Genomic DNA, 25,209 nt, shown 5'->3' with positions numbered 1-25,209 from the left:
TCAAGTCATTAGCTGATGGACAGGACCCGAGTCATGGCCTGGTCGTCTTCTTTGGCGGTGTTCATCATTTTGATGTGCAGCTCGAACTGCTTGGCCAGCGCCAGCACCGAGGTCATCTCATCGACGGCATTGACGTTGCTCGCCTCCAGGAACCCCGAGACCACGCGCACATTGGCATCGGCCTGGGCCGGCTGACCGTCATTGGTGTGGATCAAGCCGTCCAGCCCCTTGCTCATGGCCCGCAGGTCAGGCTGAACTAGCTTGATGCGATCCACTTCGGCCATGACCTGTGGACCTTCGCCCATGGCGCGGATGCTCACGGTGCCGTCCTCGCCAATTTCGATTTTTTGCTCGGGCGGCACGGCAATCGGCCCGCCATTGCCCATGACCGGCATCCCGTTGCCCGTACGCAGCATGCCCAGGGCATCCACATTCAGGCTGGCGGTGCGCACATAGGCTTCGCTGCCATCGGGGGCCTGCACGGCAATCCAGCCATTACCACCCACGGCCACATCCAGCTCGCGGCCGGTTTCAATCATGGCGCCGGGGGTGAAATCCGTCGCTGGGCGTTCGGACAGGGCAAAGGCACGCGCCGGGAAGCTGTCGCCAAACACCGGCATCGAACGCGCCTGCTCCAGGTCACGCTGAAAACCATTGGTCGAGATGTTCGCCAGATTGTTGGCATGCGCCTTCTGCGCCAGCGCGTTCTGGCTGGCGCCCGTCATTGCCACATAAAGGTACTTGTCCACAGTCTTTCCTCTGTCTGACGGACGCTTGCCGCCCACCCGTGCATAGCAGAGCTTCAAGCAATTAACGCACCAACTATTTTTTGACGGTCGAAAAGGCTGTACTGGCGGGGGTTTAGAGGGGAAATGCCCGGAGGTCGAGAACAGATGTAAGCGGTTTAAACGGCGCGGTTATGCCGGTTGCGGCAAGCAATCACCTTCCAGCAGGAAAGTGATTGCATCGCGAGCACGCGGGTTCCTGTACAGAGGATGCCTCAGGACTCTTTACCCGGCTTGATGATGTCGTACTCGCGCAGTTTGTTGGCGATGGTGGTGTGGGAAACCCCAAGCCGCTTGCCCAGCAGACGGCTGCTCGGGTGCTCGGAATACAAGCGCTCCAGCACTGCCTTCTCGAAACGCCCGACAATCTGATCGAGGCCGCCGTCCAGGGAAAACTCGCCCACCGGTTGCCGTACGCCGTAATCCGGCAGGCGAATATGTTCGGCCTTGACAACCCCGCCGTCACACAACGAAACCGCCTGGAACAACACGTTCTCCAACTGACGCACGTTACCCGGCCAATGGTAGTGGCTCAGGCGGTCCATTGCTGCCGGGGCCAGGCGGGGCAGCGGGCAGCCGATTTGCCGACTGGCCTGATCCAGAAAGTGCTCGACCAGCGGCTCAAGGCCATCCAGGCAATCGCGCAGCGGCGGGATATGCAGCGACAATACGTTGAGTCGATGGTAAAGGTCCTGGCGAAACTCGCCGCGGGCACACAATTCGGACAAGTCGACCTGAGTGGCGCACATCACCCGGACATCGAGGTACACCTCTTCATCGCTGCCGACGCGCCGGAAGCAGCCATCCTGCAGAAAACGCAGCAACTTGACCTGCAAGCGCGGGCTCATTTCACCGACGCCATCGAGAAACAACGTGCCGCCTGCCGTCAGCTCCAGCAGGCCCAGCTTGCCTTCGGCCCGCGCCCCTTCAAAAGCCCCCGGCCCATAACCGAAGAGTTCGGTTTCAGCCATCGACTCGGGCAAGCCAGCGCAGTTAAGTGCCATCAACGGCGACTGTCCGCGCGGGCTGGCCAAATGGCAGGCCCGGGCCAGCAGTTCCTTGCCGGTGCCGGTTTCACCTTCTATCAGTAACGGCGCGTCCAGCGGTGCCATACGCCGGGCCTCACGCACCACGCCAGCCATGACTTTAGAGCTTTGGAAAATGCTGTCGAAGCCCCGCAGCTCTTGTTTGCGCACGTTGTAGATTTGCTCACCGACGCGGTCGGCGCGGTGCAGCGTCAATACGGCGCCTGCCATCGCCTCGCTTTCGTCGTGCTCGAGCTGCAAGGGCGCAATGTCAGCCAGGTACACATGACCTTTGACCTTGACCCGCAAGCCATTGATCCGGGATTTATTGGCCCGGACCAGCTCCGGCAAGTCGAAATCCTCGGCATAGCGCGACAGGGCAATGCCCGGCACTTCATCCACCCGCACCCCGAGCAACTGCGCTGCCGCACGGTTGGCCGCAACAATGCAGCCACCCATATCGATGGACAACACCGGAAACTCTAACGCCCCGAGCAAGGCATTGAGCTCCATGTGCCTGCGCTCGCTCGGCATCAAGCCGACGCGCTTGACCCCGAATACACCCGCAATGGTTTCAAACTTCGGGCGCAGGGCCTGAAACTGCAGGTTGATCAAGTTCGGGCAGTACAAATAAATCGCATTGCCCTGATCCCCGCCCACCTCACCCCGCTTCACGTTGATCCCGTAGGCAACCAACAGATTAAGAATGTCGCGGAGAATACCAATCCGGTTTTGGCAGTGGACTTTTATACGCATGAAGAAAACTCGGGGATAAGTGCAAGGCATAACCTGCAGGCATGGACGCGCTCACAACGCCATCACGGGGCAATGACTGACGAACCGCGTGGCGGGAATCGCGAACAAGCGCGTGCCTGCAGCGCTCTTTTTTGTTGATGGGTACATTTCATCGTCACGTTTTTGTGACAGTTGCACTGTCACGAACAACACGAATGACAGCTCAACCCACACATCGTAACGAAATATTTACGGATATCACGCATCATCCCAGCATTACGGGATTAAGGCTAGCTGCATACGCTCATCACTTGGGGTATCACTAAGGCATCGCCACACCGCCCAATAATAAAAACGATTTCCTTGCGGAGAGCACCATGAAGCAAACGAAATACGTCGCCCGCGAGCCGGATGCCACTGGCTTTATCGACTACACACCTGCCGAACACGCGGTGTGGAATACGCTGATCACCCGCCAGCTGAAGCTGCTCGACGGTCGTGCCTGTCCGGAATATATGGAAGGCATCGAAAAACTGGGCCTGCCCCACGATCGCATCCCGCAGCTGGACGAAATCAACCAGGTACTGGCTGCCACCACCGGCTGGCAAGTCGCCCGCGTACCGGCCCTGATCCCGTTCCAGACTTTTTTTGAATTGCTGGCCAATAAGCAATTCCCGGTAGCGACCTTTATTCGCACTCCGGAAGAGCTGGACTACCTGCAAGAACCCGATATTTTCCACGAGATTTTCGGCCATTGCCCGCTGCTGACCAACCCGTGGTTTGCCGAGTTCACCCACACCTACGGCAAGCTGGGCCTGCAGGCGAGCAAAGAACAGCGCGTGTACCTCGCCCGCCTGTACTGGATGACCATCGAGTTCGGCCTGGTCGACACTCCGCAGGGCAAGCGCATTTATGGCGGCGGAATTCTTTCTTCGCCTAAAGAAACGGTTTACAGCCTGTCCTCAGAACCTGAACATCAGGTTTTCGATCCGCTGGAAGCCATGCGCACCCCGTATCGCATCGATATTTTGCAACCGCTGTATTTTGTCCTCCCGGACTTGAAGCGGCTGTTCGACCTGGCCCATGAAGACATTATGGGCATGGTCGAGAAAGGCATGACGATGGGCCTGCACGCGCCAAAATTTGCCCCGAAACCCAAAGCTGCGTAACCCGTTTTTTTGAACACTACTTTTTAAACAAGAAGAAAAACCGATCTCAGGAGCCCCCGATGAACGCACTGAACCAAGCCCACTGCGAAGCCTGCCGCGCCGATGCTCCCCAGGTCAGCGACGAAGAACTGCCGATCCTGATCAAACAGATCCCGGACTGGAACATTGAAGTTCGCGACGGCGTCATGCAGCTGGAAAAGGTCTTTCTGTTCAAGAATTTCAAATTTGCCCTGGCGTTTACCAATGCCGTGGGTGAAATCGCTGAAGCTGAAGGCCATCACCCTGGCCTGCTGACTGAGTGGGGCAAAGTCACCGTGACCTGGTGGAGCCACTCGATCAAGGGCCTGCACCGCAACGACTTCATCATGGCTGCACGCACTGACGAAGTGGCCAAAACTGCCGAAGGTCGCAAGTAATGCACTTTGCCGATATTGGTCGGGTACCGGGCGACCCGATTCTCGGTTTGATGGACGCCTATCAACAGGACACTAACCCGGACAAGTTCGACCTGGGCGTGGGCGTCTATAAAGACGCCAATGGCCTGACGCCGATCCTGCAGTCGGTCAAACAGGCCGAGCAGCGCCTGGTGGACCAGCAACAGACCAAAACCTATATCGGCGGGCATGGCGACAGCCGCTTTGGGCAATTGATCAGCGAGCTGGTACTGGGCGCTGACTCCCCTTTGCTCGGCGCCCGACGTGCGGGAGCCACCCAGACCCCGGGCGGCACGGGTGCGCTGCGCCTGAGCGCGGATTTCATTGCGCAGTGCCTGCCGGGACGCGGCATCTGGCTGAGCGACCCGACCTGGCCGATCCACGAAACCATCTTTGCCGCGGCCGGCCTGAAAATCAGCCACTACCCGTATGTGGGCAGCGACAATCGACTCAATGTAGCGGCGATGCTGGCCACCCTGGAGCAAGCGCCCAAAGGTGACGTGGTACTGCTGCATGCCTGCTGCCACAACCCGACCGGGTTCGATCTGTCCAAGTCCGACTGGTTGCAGGTGCTCGACGTGGTGCGCCGCCGCGAGCTGCTGCCGCTGATCGACTTCGCGTACCAGGGCTTCGGCGACGGCCTGCAAGCTGACGCCTGGTCTACTCGCCTGTTCGCCAGCGAACTGCCGGAAGTGCTGATCACCAGCTCCTGCTCAAAGAACTTCGGCCTGTATCGCGAACGTGTCGGGGCATTGCTGGTGTGCGCCCAGGATGCCGAGAAACTGACGGATATCCGCAGCCAGCTGGCCTATCTGGCCCGCAATCTGTGGTCCAACCCGCCAGACCATGGCGCCGCTGTCGTGGCGACCATCCTCGGTGACGAGCAACTGAAAACCCTGTGGGCCGAAGAAGTCGAAGCCATGCGCAGCCGCATTGCGCAACTGCGCGGCGGCCTGGTTGAAGCCCTGACGCCGTTCGGCCTGGCCGAGCACTTTGCCCATATCAATGAGCAACGCGGGATGTTTTCTTACACGGGACTGACAGCCGACCAGGTCAAACAGTTGCGGGAAAAACACAGCGTGTACATGGTCGGTTCCGGCCGTGCCAACATCGCCGGTGTGGACGGCACCCGCCTGAACCTGCTGGCCAAGGCCATTGCTCAGGTCTGCGAGCGCTAACGCTGGCCCAAACGTGTAACCGCTGTTGTGGGCTGTGATCATCCACAGGGCCGCTCTTCTCCAGGAGGGCGGCGCCTGAGGCCCTTGTCACCGCCGGCGGCAGCGGCTATGCCACGAATTTGCGGCGCGTCCTTCCGGGACAACAGCAAAATGAAAAGTTCGACATAAACCCCGCCAGACGCAAAAAAAAGACAATTTGTCACACTCCCTCCTGTATCCTGCACAAGCTTTTTAAAAGCGCGGATGTACCCAGCGATTTAAAAACACGTTTTGCGAGGAGCGCGACGATGCACGAAATCCCAAACCTCCCCTTCCCAAGCCTGCAAGAAACACAGCAGCCAATCCCACAACACACCAGCGCTGAAAAACCCGCACTGGATGAGGCTCAAGAAAGCCTCAAGGCCAACAGCGAAGACTGACGGTCTGATCATCAGGCGGTGCGAAAAGCACTGGTTTTTCATACCGCCTGACACAACCGCTTCACCCCTACCCCGGATTCCAGCGTGACTGACACCTTCAGCGAAACCCAAGCCAGCGTACTGATCGGCACCGCCGAAAAAATGATCGAGCTGTGGCAGCGCCTTAGCCCCGAGAAGCAAGCCACTTTGCTCAAGCGCTTTGGCACCCAAGAGAACGCCCTCGCCGCCCTGATCGCAACCCGGCTGGTGACACCGCTGTAACAGGCTCCAGCCCGGAGCCGCGTCAACACTGCGAAAACCCTCGCAGCTCTTTCAACAGCGGGCTCCTACGCCGCCCATCGCCGCCCTGTGCAGCGACTACACTTACGGCGCCTTTTCAAATCCCCGCAGGACCTTTACTCCATGTCTGAAACACAACGTCCTCTGGCAGTTACCCTGCAAGTGGTCTCCATCGTCCTGTTCACCTTTATCGGTTATCTCAATATCGGCATCCCGCTGGCCGTCTTGCCCGGCTACGTCCATAACCAGCTGGGTTATGGCACCGTAATCGCCGGGCTGGTGATCAGCTTGCAATACCTGGCCACGCTGCTGAGCCGACCCTACGCCAGCCGCATTATCGATAACCTGGGCAGCAAGCGTGCCGTGATGTACGGCCTGGCAGGCTGCGGCCTGAGCGGCGTGTTCATGCTGGCGTCCAGCTGGCTGTCGGCGGCACCGGCCTTGAGCCTGGCCAGCCTGCTGATCGGCCGCCTGGTGCTGGGCAGCGCAGAAAGCCTGGTCGGCTCGGGCGCCATCGGTTGGGGGATCGGCCGCGTTGGCTCGCAGAACACCGCCAAGGTGATTTCCTGGAACGGCATTGCCAGCTACGGCGCCATTGCCATCGGCGCCCCGCTGGGGGTCATGATGGTCAACCAATGGGGCATCTGGAGCATGGGCGCCAGCATCATCGCCCTCGGCATCGTGGGCCTGCTGCTGGCATGGCCAAAACGCGCCGCACCCATCGTCAGCGGTGTGCGCCTGCCGTTTCTGCATGTCCTGGGACGCGTTCTGCCCCACGGTACCGGGCTGGCGCTGGGCTCCATCGGCTTTGGCACCATCGCGACGTTCATCACCCTGTACTACGCGACGAATCACTGGGAAAACGCCGTGTTGTGCCTGAGCCTGTTTGGCGCCAGCTTCATCGGTGCGCGCCTGTTGTTCGGCAACCTGATCAACCGTATCGGCGGATTCAAAGTAGCCATTGTCTGCCTCAGCGTCGAAACCCTGGGTTTGCTGTTGCTGTGGCTGGCACCGAACCCTGAACTGGCCCTGGCGGGTGCTGCCTTGAGCGGTTTCGGCTTCTCGCTGGTGTTTCCGGCCTTGGGCGTCGAAGCGGTCAACCTGGTCCCGGCGTCCAGCCGGGGCGCCGCCGTGGGCGCTTACTCGCTGTTTATCGACCTGTCACTGGGCATTACCGGCCCACTGGTAGGCGCCGTGGCCGCAGGCTTTGGCTTTGCCTCGATCTTTTTGTTCGCCGCACTGGCAGCGTTTAGCGGGCTATTGCTGAGCGTTTATCTGTATCGGCAGGCCAGGGCGGCGCGAGCCCCTTAAAAGTCCACCTTGCCCCGCCCGGCCTTGATGTTGCCGCGTTTGGTCTTGGATTCGAGACGACGCTTTTTTGAGCCCAGGGTGGGTTTGGTCGGTCGACGTTTTTTCTCGACCTTGGTCGCGCTCAGAATCAACTCGACCAGCCGCTCCAGCGCATCCGCGCGATTCTGTTCCTGGGTACGGTATTGCTGGGCCTTGATGATCAGCACGCCGTCGCTGGTGATCCGGCTGTCGCGCAACGCCAGCAGACGTTCCTTGTAAAACGGCGGCAGCGAAGAATTGGGGATGTCAAAGCGCAAGTGCATTGCACTTGAGACTTTATTGACGTTCTGCCCGCCCGCGCCCTGGGCACGAATTGCCGTCAGTTCGATCTCGGCATCGGGGATATGAACGTTGTTGGAAATGACCAGCATAAAAAGGGTCCGTCTTCAGGGCCTGCAGAATACCTCAGACGCCCCTCTCCCGGTCTTTCACAAGCAACAAACCCGGCACAAAGGCCGGGTTTGTTGTTGAACAGCTCAGCTTATTTGGCAGCTGAACCGTAAGACGCCGCTGCCGAAGCCTGCAGTGCGCGCTTGTTCTTGAGCAGGTAGCAGCCCCACATAAAGACGACCCACACCGGAATCGCATACACCGACACGCGGATGCCCGGAATCATCAACATGATGACCAGGATGAACGCCACGAATGCCAGGCAAACGTAGTTGCCGTAGGGATACCACAGCGCCTTGAACAGCGGAACCTGAGCGGTCTTGTTCATGTGCTGGCGGAACTTGAGGTGCGAGAAGCTGATCATCGCCCAGTTGATCACCAGGGTGGCTACCACCAGCGACATCAGCAATTCCAGCGCATCGTGCGGCATCAGGTAGTTGAGCAACACCGCAATCACGGTGACCGCCGCCGACGCCAGGATCGAGTTGACCGGTACACCGCGCTTGTCGATTTTGGCCAGCGCCTTGGGCGCATCGCCCTGCTGCGCCATGCCCAACAGCATGCGGCTGTTGCAGTAGGTGCCGCTGTTGTACACCGACAACGCTGCCGTCAGAACCACAAAGTTGAGGATGTGCGCAGCGGTATTGCTGCCCAGCATCGAGAACACTTGCACGAACGGGCTGCTGCTGTAGCTGTCGCCACCGGCATTCAGGGTTTCCAGCAACGAGTCCCACGGGGTCAGCGACAGCAGAACCACCAGTGCACCGATGTAGAAAATCAGGATGCGGTAGATCACCTGGTTGATCGCCTTGGGGATCACGGTGCGCGGCTTGTCGGCTTCAGCTGCGGTGAAACCGAGCATTTCCAGACCACCGAAGGAGAACATGATAAAGGCCATGGCCATGATCAGGCCGGTCGTCCCGTTCGGGAAGAAGCCACCGTGTTCCCACAGGTTGCTGACCGAAGCCTGAGGACCGCCGCTGCCGCTGACCAGCAAATAGCTGCCCAGGGCAATCATGCCGACGATCGCCACCACCTTGATGATTGCGAACCAGAACTCGGCTTCACCAAACACTTTGACGTTGGTCAGGTTGATCAGGTTGATCAGAATGAAGAAGGCGGCTGCCGAGGCCCAGGTCGGGATCTCCGGCCACCAGTAGTGCACGTATTTGCCGACCGCAGTCAGCTCTGACATGCCAACCAGGATGTACAGCACCCAACAGTTCCAGCCCGACATAAACCCGGCAAAACCGCCCCAGTATTTATGCGCAAAGTGGCTGAAAGAGCCGGCTACGGGTTCTTCGACGATCATTTCGCCGAGCTGGCGCATGATCATAAAGGCAATAAAGCCGCAAATCGCATAGCCCAGGATCATCGACGGGCCGGCAGACTTCAGTACCCCGGCCGAGCCGAGGAACAGGCCAGTACCAATCGCCCCACCAAGGGCAATCAGCTGGATATGACGATTTTTCAGGCCGCGTTTAAGCTCGCCCGAATGCGAGGTTTGTCCACTCATTGAAAGGGTCCCACACAAGGTTTGATGTCATTCAGTGCGTTGTCGCTTCAGCACCAGGCAGTGATCGAAGGTTCTACAACACAAATCAAACCCCAGCGCAGGCGCCAGGAATCCAAGGTTGTTTCACGAGTCATGCGTCACCTGTTTGTTTTTATCTGTGACGGAATCGAACCCGCAACGCTTGTGGCATTGCGGAGTTAACAAGGCGGGTTGGCCTCGATGTTTTGGCTCATCGGCACATCGCCGACAAGACACAAAATGCGCGGGTACGCAATTGAGTCACAGTTAAAACGCGGCGCATTGTACACCCGCACGTAGGCAAGATCCCATCACACCGCTGCCGGCAACACTAAACAAGCCGGTTTATGGGCGAAAACGCTGCAAAAAGGGCTTTTCATGGAAACTTTATCTTACAGAAGCAGCAAATTGAGTATTTAACACCGTCAAATCACCTATTCCGTATCGTTTGCCTGACACAACGTAAAGAAAAATTTCCACTTTATTCATCCGCCCTTGCACCTGTATCTGCCGAGCGTGCTCGCGATTCGGACGACGAAGCCTGCCTGACACTGCATCGATGCCATCGCGAGCACGCTCGCGCCTGCAGGCAAGCATTTGACGGGCATAAAAAAACGCCAGCCCCGAGGGGCTGGCGTTTTTTGTACTGCGCGAACCGTTACTGCGGCTTGCGGCGACCGAAGCCTGGACGCTGGCCGGAACCGGCCGGTGCGCCACGGCGCTTGCCGGACGGAGCATCGTCAACCAGCTTTGGACCGGTACGGCTTGGCTTGGTCGGACGCTTGTTGACCTCGCTCGGACGCTCAGCCACTGGCGCACCGCGGCCTGCCGGCACACGATCGGTACGACCCGACGGCTTGCGGGCCGGACGTGGCGCTTCATCACGGACCGGACGCGACGGGCGCTCGCCTTCGATGTGCGGCTGACGCGCCGGACGTGGTGCCAACGGAGCACCTTCAGCCGGGCGCAAAGTACGTGCAACGCGGTCAGCACGGGCCACAGGACGCGACGACTTGCGCTGCAAACGCTCAAGCTTGTCTTTGCTCTTGGCGTTCAGTACCGGCATGGCCACAGGCGTCAGACCGACTTCAGCACTGAGGATATCCACCTCGTACTGGCTCATTTCGCGCCAGCGACCCATCGGCAGGTCGGAGTTGAGGAATACCGGACCAAAACGCACGCGCTTCAGGCGGCTGACCACCAGACCCTGGGATTCCCACAGGCGACGTACTTCACGGTTACGGCCTTCCATCACCACGCAGTGATACCAGTGGTTGAAACCTTCACCACCCGGAGCCTGCTTGATGTCGGTGAAACGCGCCGGGCCGTCTTCCAGCACAACGCCGGCCTTGAGGCGCTCGATCATGTCGTCATCCACTTCACCACGTACACGTACCGCGTATTCACGGTCCATTTCGTAGGAAGGGTGCATCAAGCGGTTCGCCAGCTCACCATCAGTGGTGAACATCAGCAAGCCGGTGGTATTGATGTCGAGACGACCGATGTTGATCCAGCGGCCTTCTTTTGGACGCGGCAACTTGTCGAATACGGTCGGACGGCCTTCCGGGTCGTCACGGGTGCAGATTTCGCCATCGGGCTTGTTGTACATGATCACGCGGCGTACCGATTCGGCAGCCTCTTCACGCTTGATCACCTTGCCATCGATGGAAATGGCGTCATGCAGGTCTACGCGCAGACCCAGGGTTGCATCCTTGCCATTGACCTTGATCCGGCCCTGGCTGATCCAACTCTCTACGTCGCGACGCGAACCCACGCCAATACGGGCGAGAACTTTTTGCAGTTTTTCGCCTGCTGGGCCAATTTCCTGGCTGTCTTTAGGGTCTAGATCACTCATCTGGGCACCTCCCGGTGTGTCGATTCAGGCAAGCGCCTGAGGTGTTAAAAAGGGTCCTGGGGCTCGAACGAGCGCCGAAGGGCCGCGAATCATACGCTGATGTTGACCATTACGCACCAAAGCCTGGACACAAAGTGGCAAATGCACCTGCTTTTCCGCCAACCGGTGGTGATCGCCAATCTGCATCCTCGCCCCGCTCTAACATCCTGTAGCCGCTGCCGCAGGCTGCGACGGGTTGCGCAGCGACCCCGCTCTGGAAGGTCCTTCGGACCTTATCGCAGCCTGCGGCAGCGGCTACAAAGCCCGCGGGGAACACCGCGTCGGGTCAATCCTCGCGTTCGCGACGTTCCTGCTCGATGGCGTCGGCCAGGGCCTGGGCTTCCAGCTCTTCGTCGCTCAGCGCCGCGCGCTGCTCAAGTGCCGCCACGACAGCCCGCAATCGTTCACGGGCCAAGGCCGCGGCATCTGGCCTGGGTTCCGGCACAGGGGTCGGCTCTGGCTCTGGCTCCGGCTCTGATTCAGATTCTGGCTCTGATTCCGGTTCTGGTTCTGGTTCCGCTGGCTCCGGCTCTGCGCTGGGTGCGCCGTCGCGCAACAGGTCATCGAAATCCGTTTTAAGTCCGTCTTCCATGGTGTCGAGTTCCACCAGCAAGGTGCGGAAGCTGGTTTCATCCCTGGGTTCTTCCGGTTCTGCACTTTCATCGGCCAGGGCCTGAAGGTGTGCGGGCACCGGCGCATCGTCGAAGTCGAGGATCGGATCGGGTTCCAGCTCGCGCAATTCGGCCAGCGGCGGCAAATCGTCGAGGTTTTTCAGGTTGAAGTGATCAAGAAAGCCTTTGGTCGTCGCAAACATCGCGGGCTTGCCCGGTACGTCGCGATAGCCCACCACGCGAATCCACTCACGCTCCAGCAAGGTTTTGACGATATGGCTGTTGACGGCCACACCGCGCACGTCCTCGATTTCACCACGGGTAATCGGTTGACGATAGGCAATCAACGCCATGGTTTCCAGCATGGCCCGCGAATAACGCTGAGGACGCTCTTCCCATAACCGGCCGACCCACGGCGAAAACTTCTCGCGTATCTGCAGGCGATAGCCCGACGCGACTTCCTTGAGCTCAAACGCCCGCCCCTCACAGGACTTGCGCAGCAGCTCAAGGGCTTTTTTGAACACCGCCGGCTCGGGACGCTCGTTCTCTTCAAACAACTCATACAGCCGCTCAAGGCCTTGCGGCTTTCCCGAGGCCAGCAAAAAGGCCTCAAGCAAGGGGGCCAGCTCGCGGGGTTCAGTCAAATTCATGGTTTCAGCTCTTTATTCGGCTCTCGCCCGTACGTGGATGGCCGCGTAGGGTTCATTCTGGACCAGCTCAACCAGCGACTCTTTGACCAGTTCAAGCACAGCCATGAACGTCACGACCACGCCAAGCCGGCCTTCCTCTGCGGTGAACAACTCGACAAACGGCACAAAACCGCCGCCTTTGAGCCGTTCCAGCACTTCGCTCATGCGCTCGCGGGTCGACAGGGCTTCGCGACTGACCTGGTGATTCTCAAACATGTCGCTGCGACGCAACACTTCAGCCATCGACATCAGCAGCTCCTCGAGCGCGACATCCGGCACCAGCTTGCGTGCACGGGCTTCAGGGGCGTCGAGCTTGGGCACCACCACATCGCGCCCTACCCGGCTCAGGCCATCAAGGCCTTCGGCAGCCGCCTTGAATCGCTCGTACTGCTGCAAACGACGGATCAGTTCGGCCCGGGGGTCGCCCTCGTCCTCTTCGATTTCAGCCGAGCGCGGCAACAACATGCGCGACTTGATCTCGGCCAGCATGGCCGCCATTACCAGGTACTCCGCGGCCAATTCCAGGCGCACGGTTTTCATCAGCTCGACATAGCCCATGTACTGGCGGGTGATTTCCGCCACCGGGATGTCGAGAATATCGATGTTCTGCTTGCGGATCAGGTACAGCAACAAGTCGAGCGGGCCTTCGAAGGCATCGAGAAACACCTCCAGTGCATCCGGCGGGATATACAGGTCTTGCGGCATCTCGATGACGGCCTGGCCGTACACCATGGCAAACGACAACTCTTGCTGTGCACCGGCCTGAGCGTCAACGGCTTCTGCGGTTTCTACGCCGGACATCAGGCCTCGACCATAAAGGGCTGAGGATCGCCACAACCGACACGCACCACTTCCGGATCACCATCAATCAGGCTGATCACGGTGGATGCCTTGTGCCCGCCAAAGCCGCCGTCAATGATCAGGTCGACATGTTTTTCGAGGGCGTCGCGGATCTCGTACGGATCTTCCATCGGCTCGGTTTCACCCGGCAGGATCAGGGTCACGCTCATCAGCGGCTCATTCAGTTCAGCCAGCAACGCCAGGGCAATCGGGTGGCTCGGCACCCGCATGCCGATGGTGCGACGCTTGGGGTGCAGCAACAGTCTTGGCACTTCACGGGTGGCATTGAGGATAAAGGTGTACGGCCCCGGCGTATGGGCCTTGAGCAGGCGGAACGTACCGGTATCGACCTTGGCAAACAGCCCCAGCTGCGACAGATCACAGCACATCAGGGTGAAATTGTGTTTGTCGTCCAGGTTTCGCAGGCGCTTGATCCGTTCAATCGCGCTTTTGTCGCCCATCTGGCAACCCACAGCGTAGGACGAGTCGGTGGGATAAATCACCACCCCACCTTTCTTGATAATGTCGACGGCCTGTTTAATCAGACGCGCTTGTGGGTTTTCCGGATGAATCTGGAAAAATTGACTCACAGTGTTTACCTGTTCAGACGGTGGCAGTGGGCTGGTCATATTTGAATCGACACCACAGTGGCGGCAGATCTTCCGGGATGGCGCGGTATTCGCCGATCTCGGACCAACCTCCCGGGCCATGAAAGTCACTGCCGGCACTGACCAGCAGACCGAACTCACGCGCCAGGATCGCCAGGCTGCCGACTTGCTCAGCCGGCTGATACCCGTTGACCACTTCAATCGCGTGACCCCCTGCTTGAATATAGTCGCCAATCAGACGTCGGCGCTTGCTGCGGGTGAAATCGTAGTGGGAAGGATGCGCAAGGCTGACCCAGGCCCCCGCCGCACGCAGGGTGGCAACGGTCTCTTCCAGGGTCGGCCAATGCTGCTTGACGTCGCCCAGCTTGCCGGCGCCCAGCCATTTGCGAAACGCTTCGGCGCGGTCCTTGACGTATCCGGCCTCGACCAGAAAGTCGGCAAAGTGCGGACGCGCCGGGGCATTGCCACTGTCCCCCAGGGCCTGCTGAATGGCCCGGGCGCCTTCAAGGGCACCCGGCATGCCCTTGAGCGCCAGCTTGCGGCTGATCTCTTCGGCCCGCAGCCAGCGCCCGTCATGCAGCCTGGCAATGGCCTCGAGCAATGCCGGGGCCTTGACATCAAAACCGTAGCCGAGCACATGAATCGTTGCCCCGCCCCAGGTGCAAGACAGTTCAATGCCGTTGACCAACTGCATGTTCAACGCCTGCGCCGCCGCACGGGCTTCATCCAGACCTTCAAGTGTGTCGTGATCGGTCAGGGCCAGGACTCGCACACCTTTCTCGAACGCACGGGCGACCAGTACCGCAGGCGCCAGGGCGCCATCAGAAGCTGTGCTATGGCAATGCAAGTCAATTTCCACGGGAATTTAATAACCTCTAGCTGACACTTTCGCTGTCATTGATGTTTGTTATTATGCCGCCACATCCTGCTTCTGGCTGCCACTGTGAAACAATTCATCGACTTCATCCCGCTGTTACTGTTTTTCATCGTCTACAAAATCGAACCACGCATCGTCGAAATCGCCGGGCACAGCCTGTCGGTCGGGGGTATCTACAGTGCTACGGCGATGCTGATCGTCAGCTCGCTGGTGGTTTACGGCTTCCTGTTTTTCAAGCAACGCAAACTCGAAAAAAGCCAATGGCTGACCCTGATTGCCTGCCTGGTCTTCGGCAGCCTGACCCTCGCCTTCCACAGCGAAACCTTCCTCAAGTGGAAAGCCCCGGTGGTGAACTGGCTGTTTGCTCTGGCGTTTGCCGGTAGCCACTTCATTGGCGACAAGCTGCTGATCAAACGCATCATGGGCCATGCACTGACCCTTCCCGATGCCGTATGGACACGCCTGAACCTGGCCTGGATCGCCTTCTTCATTTTCTGCGGCGCAGCCAACCTGTTCGTTGCGTTTACCTATCAAAGCATCTGGGTCGACTTTAAAGTCTTCGGCAGCCTGGGCATGACCGTCCTGTTCCTGGTCGCCCAAGGCATTTACCTGTCGCGCCATCTGCATGACGCAGACCCATCCACCCCAAAGACCAAGGATTGACATGCTCTACGCAATCATTGCCACAGACGTTGCCAACTCGCTCGACGCTCGCCTGGCCGCCCGCCCGGCGCACCTTGAGCGCTTGAACCTGCTGAAAGAGCAAGGCCGCCTGGTCCTGGCCGGCCCGCATCCGGCCATCGAGAGCAACGACCCGGGCCCGGCCGGTTTCACCGGCAGCCTGGTGGTCGCCGAGTTTGATTCCCTGAGCGCCGCACAGGCCTGGGCTGACGCCGACCCGTATGTCGGTGCCGGTGTTTACGCCAACGTGGTCGTCAAGCCGTTCAAGAAAGTCCTGCCGTAACCCCAACGGCGCAGGGTCTTCGGCCCTGCTCTGCGGTATCTTTGACAGTCGCCGGCGTCGACACGCCGGCACTGGCTGAATCGAGTGAGTCATGAGCGACCTGTTACTGATAGATGATGACCAGGAGCTGTGTGAGCTCCTGGGTAGCTGGCTGAGCCAGGAAGGCTTCCAGGTTCGCGCCTGTCATGACGGTTCAAGCGCCCGCAAGGCGTTGGCCGACACCAGTCCCGACGCGGTGGTACTGGACGTCATGCTGCCTGACGGCAGCGGGCTCGAACTGCTCAAGCAACTGCGCAACGATCACCCTGATTTACCGGTACTGATGCTGTCTGCCCGCGGCGAACCGCTTGACCGTATCCTGGGGCTCGAACTGGGCGCCGATGATTATCTGGCCAAGCCCTGCGACCCGCGCGAGTTGACGGCCCGCTTGCGGGCGGTATTGCGCCGCAGTCATCCACCAGCAGTCTCCAGCCAGATGGAACTCGGCGATCTGTGCTTCAGTCCGGTGCGCGGTGTTGTCACGATCGACCAGCACGACATTGTCCTGACCGTTTCTGAAAGCCGCCTGCTGGAAGCGCTGCTGCGCCAGCCCGGCGAACCGCTGGACAAACAGGAACTGGCGCAAATTGCCCTGGGCCGCAAGCTGACCCTGTACGACCGCAGCCTCGACATGCACGTCAGCAACCTGCGTAAAAAAATCGGTCCACACCCTGACGGTCGCCCACGGATCGTGGCACTGCGCAGCCGGGGTTATTTCTACAGCGCCTGAGCTGTTTGTGTGGCCACTGCGGCGGGTACGTGGCGCCCCTGAAAAACTGAAGGGCCTTCGAGCTTTATCGCAGCCTTCGTCAGCGGCCACAGGATTTTCCAGCGAAACCTTCTTTACCCAAGCTTTACGCTTGGCTGACAGCGATTGACCTTGATCTCCCTAAACTGGGCGCATCCGGATTTACCGGAACCGTAATCAGGAGACACACCATGCGTAAGACTCTAATTGCTTTGATGTTTGCTGCAGCTTTGCCAACCGTCGCAATGGCCATGCCTGGTGGTGACGGCCCACGTCACGGCGGCGGGCACCACGGTCGCGGCGATGCCTCTTACAGCCAGCTGGACCTGAGCCGCGAACAGCGCCAGCAGATCGGCAAGCTGATGGGTGAGCAAATGCAAGAGCGCAAACAGCTGGTCAACAAGTACCTGGAAAAACTGCCCGCCGCCGATCAAAAAGCGTTGAAAGACGAGATCAAGGCCAAGCATGACAAAACCCAGAGCGATATCCGGGCACTGCTCAAGCCTGAACAGCAAAAAAGCTTCGACGAAATGCAAAAAAAACGCGCAGAACGTCAGGCTGAAATGAAACAGTTCAAAGAGTGGAAAGCCCAGCAAGCGACAAAAGCGCAGTAACACGCGCACTGACCAGGCCCAGCGGCTCACCCGCCGGGCTTTGGTCGTTTTAATCCATGACCTGTGAGGATGAATCGTGCGATCACTGTTTTGGCGCATTTTGGCCAGCTTCTGGCTGGCAATTGCCCTGGTCGCAGGGTTATCGATTCTGCTTGGGCATATGCTCAATCAGGACACCTGGATCCTAAGCCGTCATCCCGGCATCGCCAATCTGGCAGAGGAATGGACCCAACGTTACGAAGCTCAAGGCGCTGATGCAGCGCAAGATTTCCTTCAGCAACGCAAACGCCGCTATCACATTGACGTTCAGGTCCTGAATGAAAGTGGCGACCCGGTGGTACGCGGCACCTTCCCGCGCCGGGCAGCCGCCTGGGAGGCCCGCCAGCACCCGGGCGAGCACCCTTTGCCGTGGCGCCGCCTGACCGTCGAGTACACCAGCCCGAAAACCGCCGAAACCTACCTGCTGATCTACCGCATCCCCAACCCCGAGCTGGACGCCTGGCACCGCCAGAGCCTGATCTGGCCCTTGAGTGCGCTGGGGATTGCTCTGGTGGTGCTGACGCTCTTCAGCTTGCTGGTCACGCTGTCGATCACTCGCCCGCTGAGTCGCCTGCGGGTGGCCGTGCACGATCTGGGGCAAACCACCTATCAACAAAACAGCCTCGCCCAATTGGCGTCGCGACGTGACGAGTTTGGCGTGCTGGCCACCGACTTCAACCGCATGGGCGCACGTCTGCAAAGCCTGATCGGCAGTCAGCGCCAATTGCTGCGCGATGTCTCCCACGAATTGCGCTCACCGTTGGCCCGACTGCGCATCGCATTGGCGCTGGCCGAACGTGCCGGGCCGGATGAGCGGGAAAAACTCTGGCCACGCCTGACCCGCGAATGTGATCGGCTGGAATCGTTGATCAGCGAGATTCTGGCCCTGGCCCGCGTCGATGCCGACCTGGCCAGCGCCGAGCCTATCGAGCTCAATGCCCTGCTCGCATCCGTGCAAAAAGATGCCTCGCTGGCAGCCCCCGAGCAAACCGTTCAGCTCAATGCCCTGCCGGAGTTGCGCCTGACGGGTTGGCCAACCATGATCGAGCGCGCAGTCGACAACCTGTTGCGTAATGCACAACGCTTTAATCCGCCGGGAGAACGGATTGAACTGAGCGCGGTGCGCGAGGGAGAGCATATCGCCATCAGCGTGCGCGATCACGGGCCCGGTGTGGCCGAGGAATATCTGGCGCAATTGGGCGAGCCGTTCTTCCGCGCTCCCGGCCAGACCGCTGCCGGACATGGCCTGGGGTTGGCCATTGCACGCCGCGCGGCTGAACGCCATGGCGGACGGTTAATTCTGGATAACCATCCAGAGGGCGGGTTTATCGCCACACTGGAATTGCCGCTAGCGCCAAACGGCAATCTTTAAAAGTGTGCAAAGTCTGCAGGAGCGAGCGAGCTCGCCCCCTGCAGAGGGCCGGATCTACATCGACCACACCTGCACAAACTCAGCGGTGTCGACTTTAGACGGGGTGCGCAGTTCGTTCTGCGGGGTACCCAGGTACAGGAACGCCACCACTTCTTCGCCGTCTGCCAACCCCAGACCTTTGGCCACATGCGCAGCATATGACAGCTCGCCCGTGCGCCATACCGCGCCGATGCCCTGTGCAAAAGCCGCCAGCTCAATGGCATGGGCCGCACAGCCGGCAGTAATCAATTGTTCAGACTTGGGCACTTTGACGTGATCCTGCAAGCGAGCGATCACGACCACCACCAGCGGTGCACGCAACGGCATGGCGCGGGCCTTGTCCAGGGCTGCCTGAGTCACCTCACCGCCCTGCTCCTGCACCGCCTCGGCAAGTATTTCGCCCAGTTGCTGGCGCGCCTCGCCTTCCACCGTCAAAAATCGGTAAGGACGCAGCTGACCGTGGTCCGGCGCACGCAATGCGGCCGCAAACAGTACTTCACGCTGCTCAGCCGTTGGCGCCGGATCCAGCAGTCGCGGGGCAGAAACACGGTTGAGCAAAACGTCGAGAGCCTCCATTGGCCACCTCCTGAAGAAAATGTGCGGCTATTCTAACGGTATCTCCTCGAAGGCAGGCGGTTTACATACCTCGCCCCACAGGTAGAATGGCGCCCCTCTTCCAAGCCCGAGCTGACTTCATGGCGTTGCCGACTTTACGCATCATCGGTTTCATTATCGGCATCTTCCTGATTACGCTGGCAATCAGCATGGCCGTGCCCATGTTGACGCTGGTGATTTATAACCACACGGGCGACCTGCCGTCCTTCTTGTGGGCGAGCCTGATCACTTTTCTTGCCGGTCTGGCGCTGGTGCTCCCCGGCCGCCCCGAGCAAGTCCACCTGCGCCCCCGCGACATGTACCTGTTGACCGTCTCAAGCTGGGTGGTGGTGTGTATCTTCGCCGCGCTGCCGTTTCTGCTGACGCAACACATCAGTTACACCGACTCGTTCTTCGAGAGCATGTCCGGGATTACCGCCACCGGTTCTACAGTGCTGAGCGGCCTGGACAACATGTCACCGGGGATTCTGATGTGGCGCTCCATGCTGCACTGGCTGGGCGGCATCGGCTTTATCGGGATGGCGGTGGCCATTCTGCCCTTGCTGCGAATCGGTGGCATGCGCCTGTTCCAGACCGAATCGTCTGACCGGTCCGAAAAAGTCATGCCGCGCTCGCATATGGTGGCACGCCTGATCGTGGCCACGTATGTCGGCATCACCATCATCGGCAGTCTGGCGTTCTGGTGGGCCGGCATGAGCGTGTTCGACGCGATCAACCACGCCATGTCCGCCATTTCCACCGGCGGCTTTTCGACGTCCGACCAGTCGCTGGCCAAGTGGTCGCAACCGGCCGTGCATTGGGTCGCCATCGCGGTCATGATCATGGGCAGCCTGCCGTTTACCCTGTATGTCGCGACCCTGCGCGGCCACCGCAAGGCGCTGATCAAGGATCAGCAAGTGCAGGGCTTGCTCGGGCTGCTGCTGGTGACCTGGCTGGTGCTCAGCACCTGGTATTGGTGGACGACCAACATGCCGTGGTGGGATGCCTTCCGTCACGTGGCGCTGAACGTCACCTCGGTGGTCACCACCACAGGCTTCGCCCTGGGCGACTACAGCCTGTGGGGCAACTTCTCGCTCATGCTGTTTTTCTATCTCGGTTTTATCGGTGGCTGCTCGGGTTCGACCGCTGGCGGGATCAAGATTTTCCGCTTCCAGGTTGCCTATATCCTGCTCAAGGCCAACCTTAACCAGTTGATCCACCCCCGTGCAGTCATCAAGCAAATGTACAACGGGCACCGCCTCGATGAAGAGATTGTCCGTTCGATCCTGACTTTTTCGTTTTTCTTCGCAATTACTATTTGCGTGATTGCCCTGGCCTTGTCGCTGCTGGGTCTGGACTGGATGACCGCACTGACCGGTGCGGCCAGTACGGTGTCCGGTGTCGGTCCCGGGCTTGGGGAAGTCATCGGCCCGTCCGGCAATTTCTCGAGCTTGCCCGACGCCGCCAAGTGGATCCTGTCGCTGGGCATGCTGCTCGGTCGCCTGGAGATCATTACTGTATTTGTACTGTGTATTCCGGCGTTCTGGCGACATTAAAAAACCGCTGCCGCAGGCGGGTGGCGTAGCCGCTCCGGCGGTTAAAGCAAAGGCCTGCGGCCCTTATTGCAGCCTTCGGCAGCGGCTACCGTTTTCGACTCGTCAACCAGAGATCAGCATGGGTTCAATCCTGTCACTGCGTCATTATCGCCAAGAGGTGATCGCTCATAGCCATGGGCATGCGCAGGTAGTGATCAGCTTGTCCGGCAAGCTCGATTTCGAGGTGGAGGGTCGTGCCAGCCTGCTGCGCCAACAACAGCTGATGGTGATCCCAGCAGGGGCCCACCATACCTGTGACAGCCTGCAGGGCAGCCATTGCCTGGTGCTCGATGTACCTGGCGACAACTGGCTCGGCCAATCACTGGGTGCCCATGCCGAGGCCAGCCGTCGACTGCTCGACTCCCCCGGACATCTACCACTCGCCCCCCACCAGCATCAACTGGTCAACTGGCTGTCCACCAGCCCCGTCACGGACCCGCTGATCTCACGACAAGGCGCAATTCTGTTGCTGGCCAGCCTGAGCAGCCAGACAAGCGAACCTGTTCGCGCCAAAGGCCTGCCTCTCGCCGCGCTGGACGCCTATATCGATCAAAACGCTGCCTACCCGCTTCAGGTCGCTGACCTGGCTCGCCTGTGCGGCTTGTCCTGCGCCCGCTTGCACCGTCGCTTTCTCAGTGAGTGCGGACAAACGCCGATGGACTATCTGCGCCAGCGCCGTTTACGCAGCGCCTTGACCCTGCTGCGCCAAAGCACCCTGGCCGTAGGCGAGATTGCCAGTCGCACCGGTTATGCTTCGCAAAGCGCTTTCGCAGCCGCCATGCTGCGCGAGTTCGGCGCCTCCCCCAGCACCCTGCGCCGAGAGTCTGGCGACAATTGACGCCAGTCTTGCGACAGACATCCGACCCGACCACGCTTTAGACTGCATCCCTTGCCTGCCTCCACTTAAGGATTGCAATGACTCCGCGTACCGCTCTGGGTGCCCTGCATATCGGCGCCCTGCTGTTCGGCCTGACCGGCGTGCTCGGCAAACTGGCCGCTGCTTCAGCGTCAATCATCGTCTTCGGCCGGGCTGCATTTGCAGTGCTGGCCCTTGCGGGGTTTGTCGCTCTGGCCAAGCGCCCGGACGCTTACCGACTGTCTCTGCGCGACGCCCGTAACCTGCTGCTCAGCGGATTGCTGCTGGCCGCGCACTGGGTCAGTTTTTTTATCTCGGTCAAAGTCGCCGGCGTGGCCATTGCGACCCTGGGGTTTGCCAGCTTCCCGGCCTTTACGGTGATCCTCGAAGGCCTGCTGTTTCGCGAACGTATCCGGCTCAACGAAATCATGCTGGTGACGCTGGTCAGCGTCGGTCTGATCCTGGTGACCCCGGCCTTTGATCTGGCCAGCCAGGCCACGGAAGGCTTGCTGTGGGCGATTGCCTCCGGCCTGACATTCTCGCTGCTATCGCTGAATAACCGTGCCAACTCGGGTCGAGTGCCAGCCGTGCAGGCCGCCCTGTGGCAAAACGCGGTGGTCGCGCTGTGCCTGCTGCCCTTTGCAGCGCCAGGGCTGGGTGCGGTTCGAGCGCTCGACTGGCTGTGGATCGGCCTGCTCGGCGTCCTGTGCACCGGGGTCGCTCACAGCCTGTTCGTCGCCAGCCTTGCCGTGATCAAGGCTCGCACCGCGGCAGTGGTCTTCGCCCTGGAGCCGGTGTATGGCATCACCCTGGCCTGGGTGTTGTTCCACGAAACACCGACCTTGCGCATGCTGCTGGGCGGCGCGCTGATCATCCTCGCGATCGTGGTGTCGAGCCGCATGGCCGGCGCACCGGCTGCGGGCAAATCGTCAATCGACGCGGCTCACTGAACCCGGTCGTTGTGCCCCAGGTCCCGCTGCGGGTCGATGTGATCACGCACCCGCTGCTTCAGCACCTTGGCTTCCGGAAAGCCGCCATCGGCCTTGCGCTCCCAAATCTGTTCGCCCTCACAGGTAATGCGGAACACCCCCCCGGTGCCCGGTTCCAGTACCACCCGCCCCAGATCGTCGGCAAACGTACTGAGCAGCTCCTGGGCCAACCAGGCGGCACGTAACAGCCACTGACACTGGGTGCAGTAGGTGATGACAATTTCGGGCTTGCTGACTGACATGATTTCAAAGGCTCTTGAAGAGAAAGGCGCCGCTATAATAGCCGCCTTTCTTGCTTGCCCAGAGATTCATGATGCGTCGCCTCCTGAGTTGCCTGCTGTTGTGTTTATGCCCGCTGATGGTGCTTGCCGCCGAAACCGCAGCGCCAAAGATTGGCCTGGTGCTCTCCGGCGGCGCCGCCCGCGGCCTGGCTCACGTCGGTGTACTCAAGGCGCTCGAAGAGCAAGGCATCCATATTGATGCCATCGCTGGCACCAGCATGGGGGCCGTGATCGGCGGCCTGTACGCTTCCGGCTACAAGATCGACGAGCTGGAGAAGCTGGCGCTGGGCATTGACTGGCAGCAAGCGTTGTCCGATAACCCGGCCCGCGAAGACATCCCGTTCCGGCGCAAACAGGATGACCGCGATTTTCTGGTCAAGCAAAAGCTCAGCTTCCGCGACGACGGCAGCCTCGGTCTGCCGCTGGGTGTCATTCAAGGACAAAACCTGTCGCTGTTACTCGAAAGCCTGCTGGCCCACAGCAGCGATATCCGGGACTTTGACAAGCTGCCCATTCCGTTCCGGGCCGTGGCCACCGACATTGTGAACGGCGAAAAAGTGGTGTTCCGAAAAGGCCATCTGCCTCAGGTCATTCGCGCCAGCATGTCTATCCCTGCGGTGTTCGCACCTGTCGAAATCAATGGGCAGTTGCTGGTAGACGGCGGCATGGTCGATAACATCCCGGTGGACGTGGCGCGCGAAATGGGGGTGGACCGCGTCATCGTGGTGGACATCGGTACACCGCTGCGGGGCCGTAAAGAACTGAGTACCGTGTTCGACATTCTCAACCAGTCCATCACCCTGATGACCCGCAGCAACTCTGAAGTACAACTGGCGTCGCTGCGCCCGGACGACATTCTGATTCAACCCGCGCTCACCAGTTTTGGCGCCACTGATTTCGGGCGCTCGCAAGACATCATCACCGCCGGCTACCGCGCAACGCAGATTCTCGAACCTCGCCTGGCCGTCCTGCGCCATAACGATGACAGTGATGTGCAACTCAATACCGCGCGCTCATCCGATGAGCGCAAGCCGGTCATTACCGCGATCCGGATTGAAAACGACTCAAAAATCGGCGACTCGGTGATTCGCTATTACATTCGCCAACCCGTCGGCGAGCCGCTGGATCTGGCCCGCCTGCAACGGGACATGGGAACGCTGTACGGCCTGGATTATTTTGAGCAGGTGCAATACCGCGTGGTGCACAAAGGCAAGGAGCGCACGCTGGTGATCAGCGCCCGGGGCAAGCGCAGCGGTACCGATTACCTGCGACTGGGGCTGAACCTGTCTGACGATATGCGTGGCGACAGCGCGTTCAACCTGGGCGCCAGCTACCGGGTCAATGGCATCAATACCCTGGGGGCCGAATGGCTGACACGGGTGCAGATTGGCGATCAGCAAGAACTTTACAGTGAGTTCTACCAACCCCTGGATGCCGGCTCGCGCTACTTTGTCGCGCCGTACATCAACGCTCAGTCGCAGAACGTCGAGTCCATTCTCGACAACGACCCCATTGCCGAGTACCGACTGGAACGTTATGGATTCGGTTTGAATTTTGGACGGCAAATCGGCAACAGCGGCGAGATCCGTCTGGGTATTGGCGAAGCATGGGGCAAGGCCGATGTACGAATCGGTGAACGTGACTTGCCGGGCATCAGTTTCAACGAGGGTTTCTACGACCTGAAATACTCGTTCGACTCGCTGGATAACGTGTACTTCCCGCATACCGGCGAAGACATCAGCCTGAGCGTACGCCAGTACGAACCGGGCCTGGGCTCGGATGAACGCTATCTCCAGTGGGAGTTCAACCTGGATAAAGCCATGAGTTCAGGACCCAACACCTGGATTCTCGGTGGGCGTTATGGCCGCACGCACAACGAAGCCGAAGTCGTGACTTCAAGCTTTTTGCTCGGTGGTGCCCGGCAGCTGTCAGGCTTCAGACAAGATGCGATTTCCGGACAAAACATCAGCCTGATGCGCGCCGTTTACTACCGGCGCCTGACGCCTCGTTCGTATTTGCCACTTGATTTCCCGTTGTACGCCGGGATGTCGCTGGAGCGCGGGCGCGCCTGGAACAACGACAATGAGTTCGACAGCGGCTATATCAATGCCGCAAGCATTTTCATCGGATTCGACACACCGCTGGGCCCGCTCAACTTCAGCTATGGCTTCAACGATGACGATCAGAAGGCGGTGTACTTGAACCTGGGGCAGACGTTCTGAGGGCTGCCCTCATCAAGATGAAGGGGCAGCGCCTGTACGG

General features: G+C 59.8%; 26 protein-coding genes. 15 read left to right on the top strand and 11 right to left on the bottom strand.

The features are described from left to right. Positions 1 to 8: 8 nt before the first annotated feature. A complete protein-coding gene (locus AWM69_RS19265; RefSeq protein ID WP_048383005.1) occupies positions 9 to 749 on the bottom strand; it encodes a flagellar basal body rod protein FlgF in 741 nt (246 codons plus the stop codon). A 251-nt stretch (positions 750 to 1,000) separates the two neighbouring features. Next, the gene (locus AWM69_RS19260; RefSeq protein WP_218728017.1) at positions 1,001 to 2,566 is read right to left on the bottom strand and encodes a sigma-54-dependent transcriptional regulator; all 1,566 of its coding nucleotides are present in this window, start codon (positions 2,564 to 2,566) and stop codon (positions 1,001 to 1,003) included. Positions 2,567 to 2,922: 356 nt separating this feature from the next. On the opposite strand from AWM69_RS19260, the gene phhA reads away from it, so the two are divergent. The 6 genes from phhA (at position 2,923) to AWM69_RS19235 (ending at position 7,335) form a co-directional block, all read left to right on the top strand. Then, positions 2,923 to 3,714: a phenylalanine 4-monooxygenase gene (gene phhA, locus AWM69_RS19255; RefSeq protein WP_048383003.1), complete on the top strand. Its 792-nt coding sequence runs from the start codon at positions 2,923 to 2,925 to the stop codon at positions 3,712 to 3,714. Between the two features lie 59 nt (positions 3,715 to 3,773). Further along, entirely contained in the window at positions 3,774 to 4,130 is a 357-nt protein-coding gene (locus tag AWM69_RS19250) for a 4a-hydroxytetrahydrobiopterin dehydratase (RefSeq protein WP_048383002.1), read from the top strand. Next, positions 4,130 to 5,326: an amino acid aminotransferase gene (locus AWM69_RS19245; RefSeq protein ID WP_131654510.1), complete on the top strand. Its 1,197-nt coding sequence runs from the start codon at positions 4,130 to 4,132 to the stop codon at positions 5,324 to 5,326. Before AWM69_RS19250 ends, AWM69_RS19245 begins: the two co-directional genes overlap by 1 nt. Positions 5,327 to 5,613: 287 nt before the next feature. Then, positions 5,614 to 5,745 carry a hypothetical protein gene (locus AWM69_RS22930; RefSeq protein WP_256930434.1) on the top strand — a complete coding sequence of 44 codons (132 nt, stop codon included), beginning with the start codon at positions 5,614 to 5,616 and terminating at the stop codon, positions 5,743 to 5,745. Between the two features lie 84 nt (positions 5,746 to 5,829). Then, on the top strand, positions 5,830 to 6,006 hold the full coding sequence (locus AWM69_RS19240) for a hypothetical protein (RefSeq protein ID WP_088500038.1): 177 nt from the start codon (positions 5,830 to 5,832) through the stop codon (positions 6,004 to 6,006). Between the two features lie 141 nt (positions 6,007 to 6,147). Continuing rightward, a complete protein-coding gene (locus AWM69_RS19235; protein ID WP_218728016.1) occupies positions 6,148 to 7,335 on the top strand; it encodes an MFS transporter in 1,188 nt (395 codons plus the stop codon). Here the strand turns inward: AWM69_RS19235 and arfB are convergent. The 7 genes from arfB to AWM69_RS19200 form a co-directional block, all read right to left on the bottom strand. After that, a complete protein-coding gene (arfB, locus tag AWM69_RS19230) occupies positions 7,332 to 7,745 on the bottom strand; it encodes an alternative ribosome rescue aminoacyl-tRNA hydrolase ArfB (protein WP_131654512.1) in 414 nt (137 codons plus the stop codon). The genes AWM69_RS19235 and arfB overlap by 4 nt on opposite strands. 110 nt (positions 7,746 to 7,855) lie before the next feature. Then, a complete protein-coding gene (locus tag AWM69_RS19225) occupies positions 7,856 to 9,280 on the bottom strand; it encodes an amino acid permease (RefSeq protein WP_131654513.1) in 1,425 nt (474 codons plus the stop codon). A 676-nt stretch (positions 9,281 to 9,956) separates the two neighbouring features. Then, positions 9,957 to 11,153: a 23S rRNA pseudouridine(2605) synthase RluB gene (gene rluB, locus AWM69_RS19220; RefSeq protein WP_218728015.1), complete on the bottom strand. Its 1,197-nt coding sequence runs from the start codon at positions 11,151 to 11,153 to the stop codon at positions 9,957 to 9,959. Between the two features lie 325 nt (positions 11,154 to 11,478). After that, entirely contained in the window at positions 11,479 to 12,453 is a 975-nt protein-coding gene (gene scpB / locus AWM69_RS19215; RefSeq protein WP_218728014.1) for an SMC-Scp complex subunit ScpB, read from the bottom strand. A 12-nt stretch (positions 12,454 to 12,465) separates the two neighbouring features. Further along, positions 12,466 to 13,164, bottom strand: coding sequence for a ScpA family protein (locus AWM69_RS19210; RefSeq protein ID WP_218728161.1), 699 nt, complete (start codon positions 13,162 to 13,164; stop codon positions 12,466 to 12,468). Positions 13,165 to 13,292: 128 nt separating this feature from the next. Continuing rightward, complete coding sequence (locus AWM69_RS19205; RefSeq protein WP_218728013.1) at positions 13,293 to 13,922, bottom strand: L-threonylcarbamoyladenylate synthase; 630 nt, start codon at positions 13,920 to 13,922, stop codon at positions 13,293 to 13,295. Between the two features lie 13 nt (positions 13,923 to 13,935). Beyond that, a complete protein-coding gene (locus tag AWM69_RS19200; protein WP_218728012.1) occupies positions 13,936 to 14,799 on the bottom strand; it encodes a PHP domain-containing protein in 864 nt (287 codons plus the stop codon). 84 nt (positions 14,800 to 14,883) lie between these two features. Here AWM69_RS19200 and AWM69_RS19195 point away from each other — a divergent pair, with 84 nt between their 5' ends. The 5 genes from AWM69_RS19195 to AWM69_RS19175 all read left to right on the top strand — a co-directional run bounded on the left by AWM69_RS19195 (position 14,884) and on the right by AWM69_RS19175 (position 18,593). Next, the gene (locus AWM69_RS19195; RefSeq protein WP_048382993.1) at positions 14,884 to 15,480 is read left to right on the top strand and encodes a septation protein A; all 597 of its coding nucleotides are present in this window, start codon (positions 14,884 to 14,886) and stop codon (positions 15,478 to 15,480) included. Between the two features lies 1 nt (position 15,481). After that, positions 15,482 to 15,781, top strand: coding sequence for a YciI family protein (locus AWM69_RS19190; RefSeq protein WP_048382992.1), 300 nt, complete (start codon positions 15,482 to 15,484; stop codon positions 15,779 to 15,781). Positions 15,782 to 15,872: 91 nt separating this feature from the next. Beyond that, the gene (locus AWM69_RS19185) at positions 15,873 to 16,550 is read left to right on the top strand and encodes a response regulator transcription factor (RefSeq protein WP_048382991.1); all 678 of its coding nucleotides are present in this window, start codon (positions 15,873 to 15,875) and stop codon (positions 16,548 to 16,550) included. 209 nt (positions 16,551 to 16,759) lie between these two features. Next, the gene (locus AWM69_RS19180; protein WP_131654519.1) at positions 16,760 to 17,182 is read left to right on the top strand and encodes an LTXXQ domain protein; all 423 of its coding nucleotides are present in this window, start codon (positions 16,760 to 16,762) and stop codon (positions 17,180 to 17,182) included. 76 nt (positions 17,183 to 17,258) lie between these two features. After that, positions 17,259 to 18,593 carry a HAMP domain-containing sensor histidine kinase gene (locus tag AWM69_RS19175; protein ID WP_218728011.1) on the top strand — a complete coding sequence of 445 codons (1,335 nt, stop codon included), beginning with the start codon at positions 17,259 to 17,261 and terminating at the stop codon, positions 18,591 to 18,593. Positions 18,594 to 18,647: 54 nt separating this feature from the next. On the opposite strand, the gene AWM69_RS19170 is transcribed toward AWM69_RS19175, so the two are convergent. Continuing rightward, positions 18,648 to 19,208, bottom strand: a complete 561-nt coding sequence (locus tag AWM69_RS19170) for an NAD(P)H nitroreductase (RefSeq protein WP_131654521.1) — start codon at positions 19,206 to 19,208, stop codon at positions 18,648 to 18,650. Between the two features lie 119 nt (positions 19,209 to 19,327). Between AWM69_RS19170 and AWM69_RS19165 the strand changes: the two genes are divergently transcribed. The 3 genes from AWM69_RS19165 (at position 19,328) to AWM69_RS19155 (ending at position 22,627) form a co-directional block, all read left to right on the top strand. Then, a complete protein-coding gene (locus AWM69_RS19165) occupies positions 19,328 to 20,782 on the top strand; it encodes a TrkH family potassium uptake protein (protein ID WP_218728010.1) in 1,455 nt (484 codons plus the stop codon). A gap of 118 nt (positions 20,783 to 20,900) precedes the next feature. Next, on the top strand, positions 20,901 to 21,659 hold the full coding sequence (locus AWM69_RS19160) for an AraC family transcriptional regulator (RefSeq protein WP_218728008.1): 759 nt from the start codon (positions 20,901 to 20,903) through the stop codon (positions 21,657 to 21,659). Positions 21,660 to 21,736: 77 nt separating this feature from the next. Beyond that, the gene (locus AWM69_RS19155) at positions 21,737 to 22,627 is read left to right on the top strand and encodes a DMT family transporter (RefSeq protein ID WP_218728006.1); all 891 of its coding nucleotides are present in this window, start codon (positions 21,737 to 21,739) and stop codon (positions 22,625 to 22,627) included. On the opposite strand, the gene AWM69_RS19150 is transcribed toward AWM69_RS19155, so the two are convergent. After that, a complete protein-coding gene (locus AWM69_RS19150; RefSeq protein ID WP_131654525.1) occupies positions 22,621 to 22,908 on the bottom strand; it encodes a SelT/SelW/SelH family protein in 288 nt (95 codons plus the stop codon). The two genes, AWM69_RS19155 and AWM69_RS19150, sit on opposite strands and share 7 nt — an antisense overlap. 71 nt (positions 22,909 to 22,979) lie before the next feature. Between AWM69_RS19150 and AWM69_RS19145 the strand changes: the two genes are divergently transcribed. Next, complete coding sequence (locus AWM69_RS19145; protein ID WP_131654559.1) at positions 22,980 to 25,169, top strand: patatin-like phospholipase family protein; 2,190 nt, start codon at positions 22,980 to 22,982, stop codon at positions 25,167 to 25,169. The last annotated feature ends 40 nt before the right edge of the window (positions 25,170 to 25,209 follow it).

The sequence above is a fragment of the Pseudomonas sp. D1HM genome (assembly GCF_019266105.1).
Taxonomy (GTDB): domain Bacteria; phylum Pseudomonadota; class Gammaproteobacteria; order Pseudomonadales; family Pseudomonadaceae; genus Aquipseudomonas; species Aquipseudomonas taetrolens.
The sequence above is the reverse complement of the archived record's forward strand: the minus strand, read 5'-3'. Positions and strand labels throughout refer to the sequence as shown.

Coding starts and splice junctions, on each gene's coding strand:
- AWM69_RS19185 (WP_048382991.1), top strand. CDS start 15,873: ATGAGCGACCTGTTACTGATAGATGATGACCAGGAGCTGTGTGAGCTC.
- AWM69_RS19160 (WP_218728008.1), top strand. CDS start 20,901: ATGGGTTCAATCCTGTCACTGCGTCATTATCGCCAAGAGGTGATCGCT.
- AWM69_RS19165 (WP_218728010.1), top strand. CDS start 19,328: ATGGCGTTGCCGACTTTACGCATCATCGGTTTCATTATCGGCATCTTC.
- AWM69_RS19235 (WP_218728016.1), top strand. CDS start 6,148: ATGTCTGAAACACAACGTCCTCTGGCAGTTACCCTGCAAGTGGTCTCC.
- AWM69_RS22930 (WP_256930434.1), top strand. CDS start 5,614: ATGCACGAAATCCCAAACCTCCCCTTCCCAAGCCTGCAAGAAACACAG.
- AWM69_RS19155 (WP_218728006.1), top strand. CDS start 21,737: ATGACTCCGCGTACCGCTCTGGGTGCCCTGCATATCGGCGCCCTGCTG.
- AWM69_RS19245 (WP_131654510.1), top strand. CDS start 4,130: ATGCACTTTGCCGATATTGGTCGGGTACCGGGCGACCCGATTCTCGGT.
- AWM69_RS19260 (WP_218728017.1), bottom strand. CDS start 2,566: ATGCGTATAAAAGTCCACTGCCAAAACCGGATTGGTATTCTCCGCGAC.
- phhA (WP_048383003.1), top strand. CDS start 2,923: ATGAAGCAAACGAAATACGTCGCCCGCGAGCCGGATGCCACTGGCTTT.
- AWM69_RS19190 (WP_048382992.1), top strand. CDS start 15,482: ATGCTCTACGCAATCATTGCCACAGACGTTGCCAACTCGCTCGACGCT.
- AWM69_RS19180 (WP_131654519.1), top strand. CDS start 16,760: ATGCGTAAGACTCTAATTGCTTTGATGTTTGCTGCAGCTTTGCCAACC.
- AWM69_RS19250 (WP_048383002.1), top strand. CDS start 3,774: ATGAACGCACTGAACCAAGCCCACTGCGAAGCCTGCCGCGCCGATGCT.
- arfB (WP_131654512.1), bottom strand. CDS start 7,745: ATGCTGGTCATTTCCAACAACGTTCATATCCCCGATGCCGAGATCGAA.
- AWM69_RS19225 (WP_131654513.1), bottom strand. CDS start 9,280: ATGAGTGGACAAACCTCGCATTCGGGCGAGCTTAAACGCGGCCTGAAA.
- rluB (WP_218728015.1), bottom strand. CDS start 11,153: ATGAGTGATCTAGACCCTAAAGACAGCCAGGAAATTGGCCCAGCAGGC.
- AWM69_RS19170 (WP_131654521.1), bottom strand. CDS start 19,208: ATGGAGGCTCTCGACGTTTTGCTCAACCGTGTTTCTGCCCCGCGACTG.
- AWM69_RS19145 (WP_131654559.1), top strand. CDS start 22,980: ATGCGTCGCCTCCTGAGTTGCCTGCTGTTGTGTTTATGCCCGCTGATG.
- AWM69_RS19150 (WP_131654525.1), bottom strand. CDS start 22,908: ATGTCAGTCAGCAAGCCCGAAATTGTCATCACCTACTGCACCCAGTGT.
- scpB (WP_218728014.1), bottom strand. CDS start 12,453: ATGAATTTGACTGAACCCCGCGAGCTGGCCCCCTTGCTTGAGGCCTTT.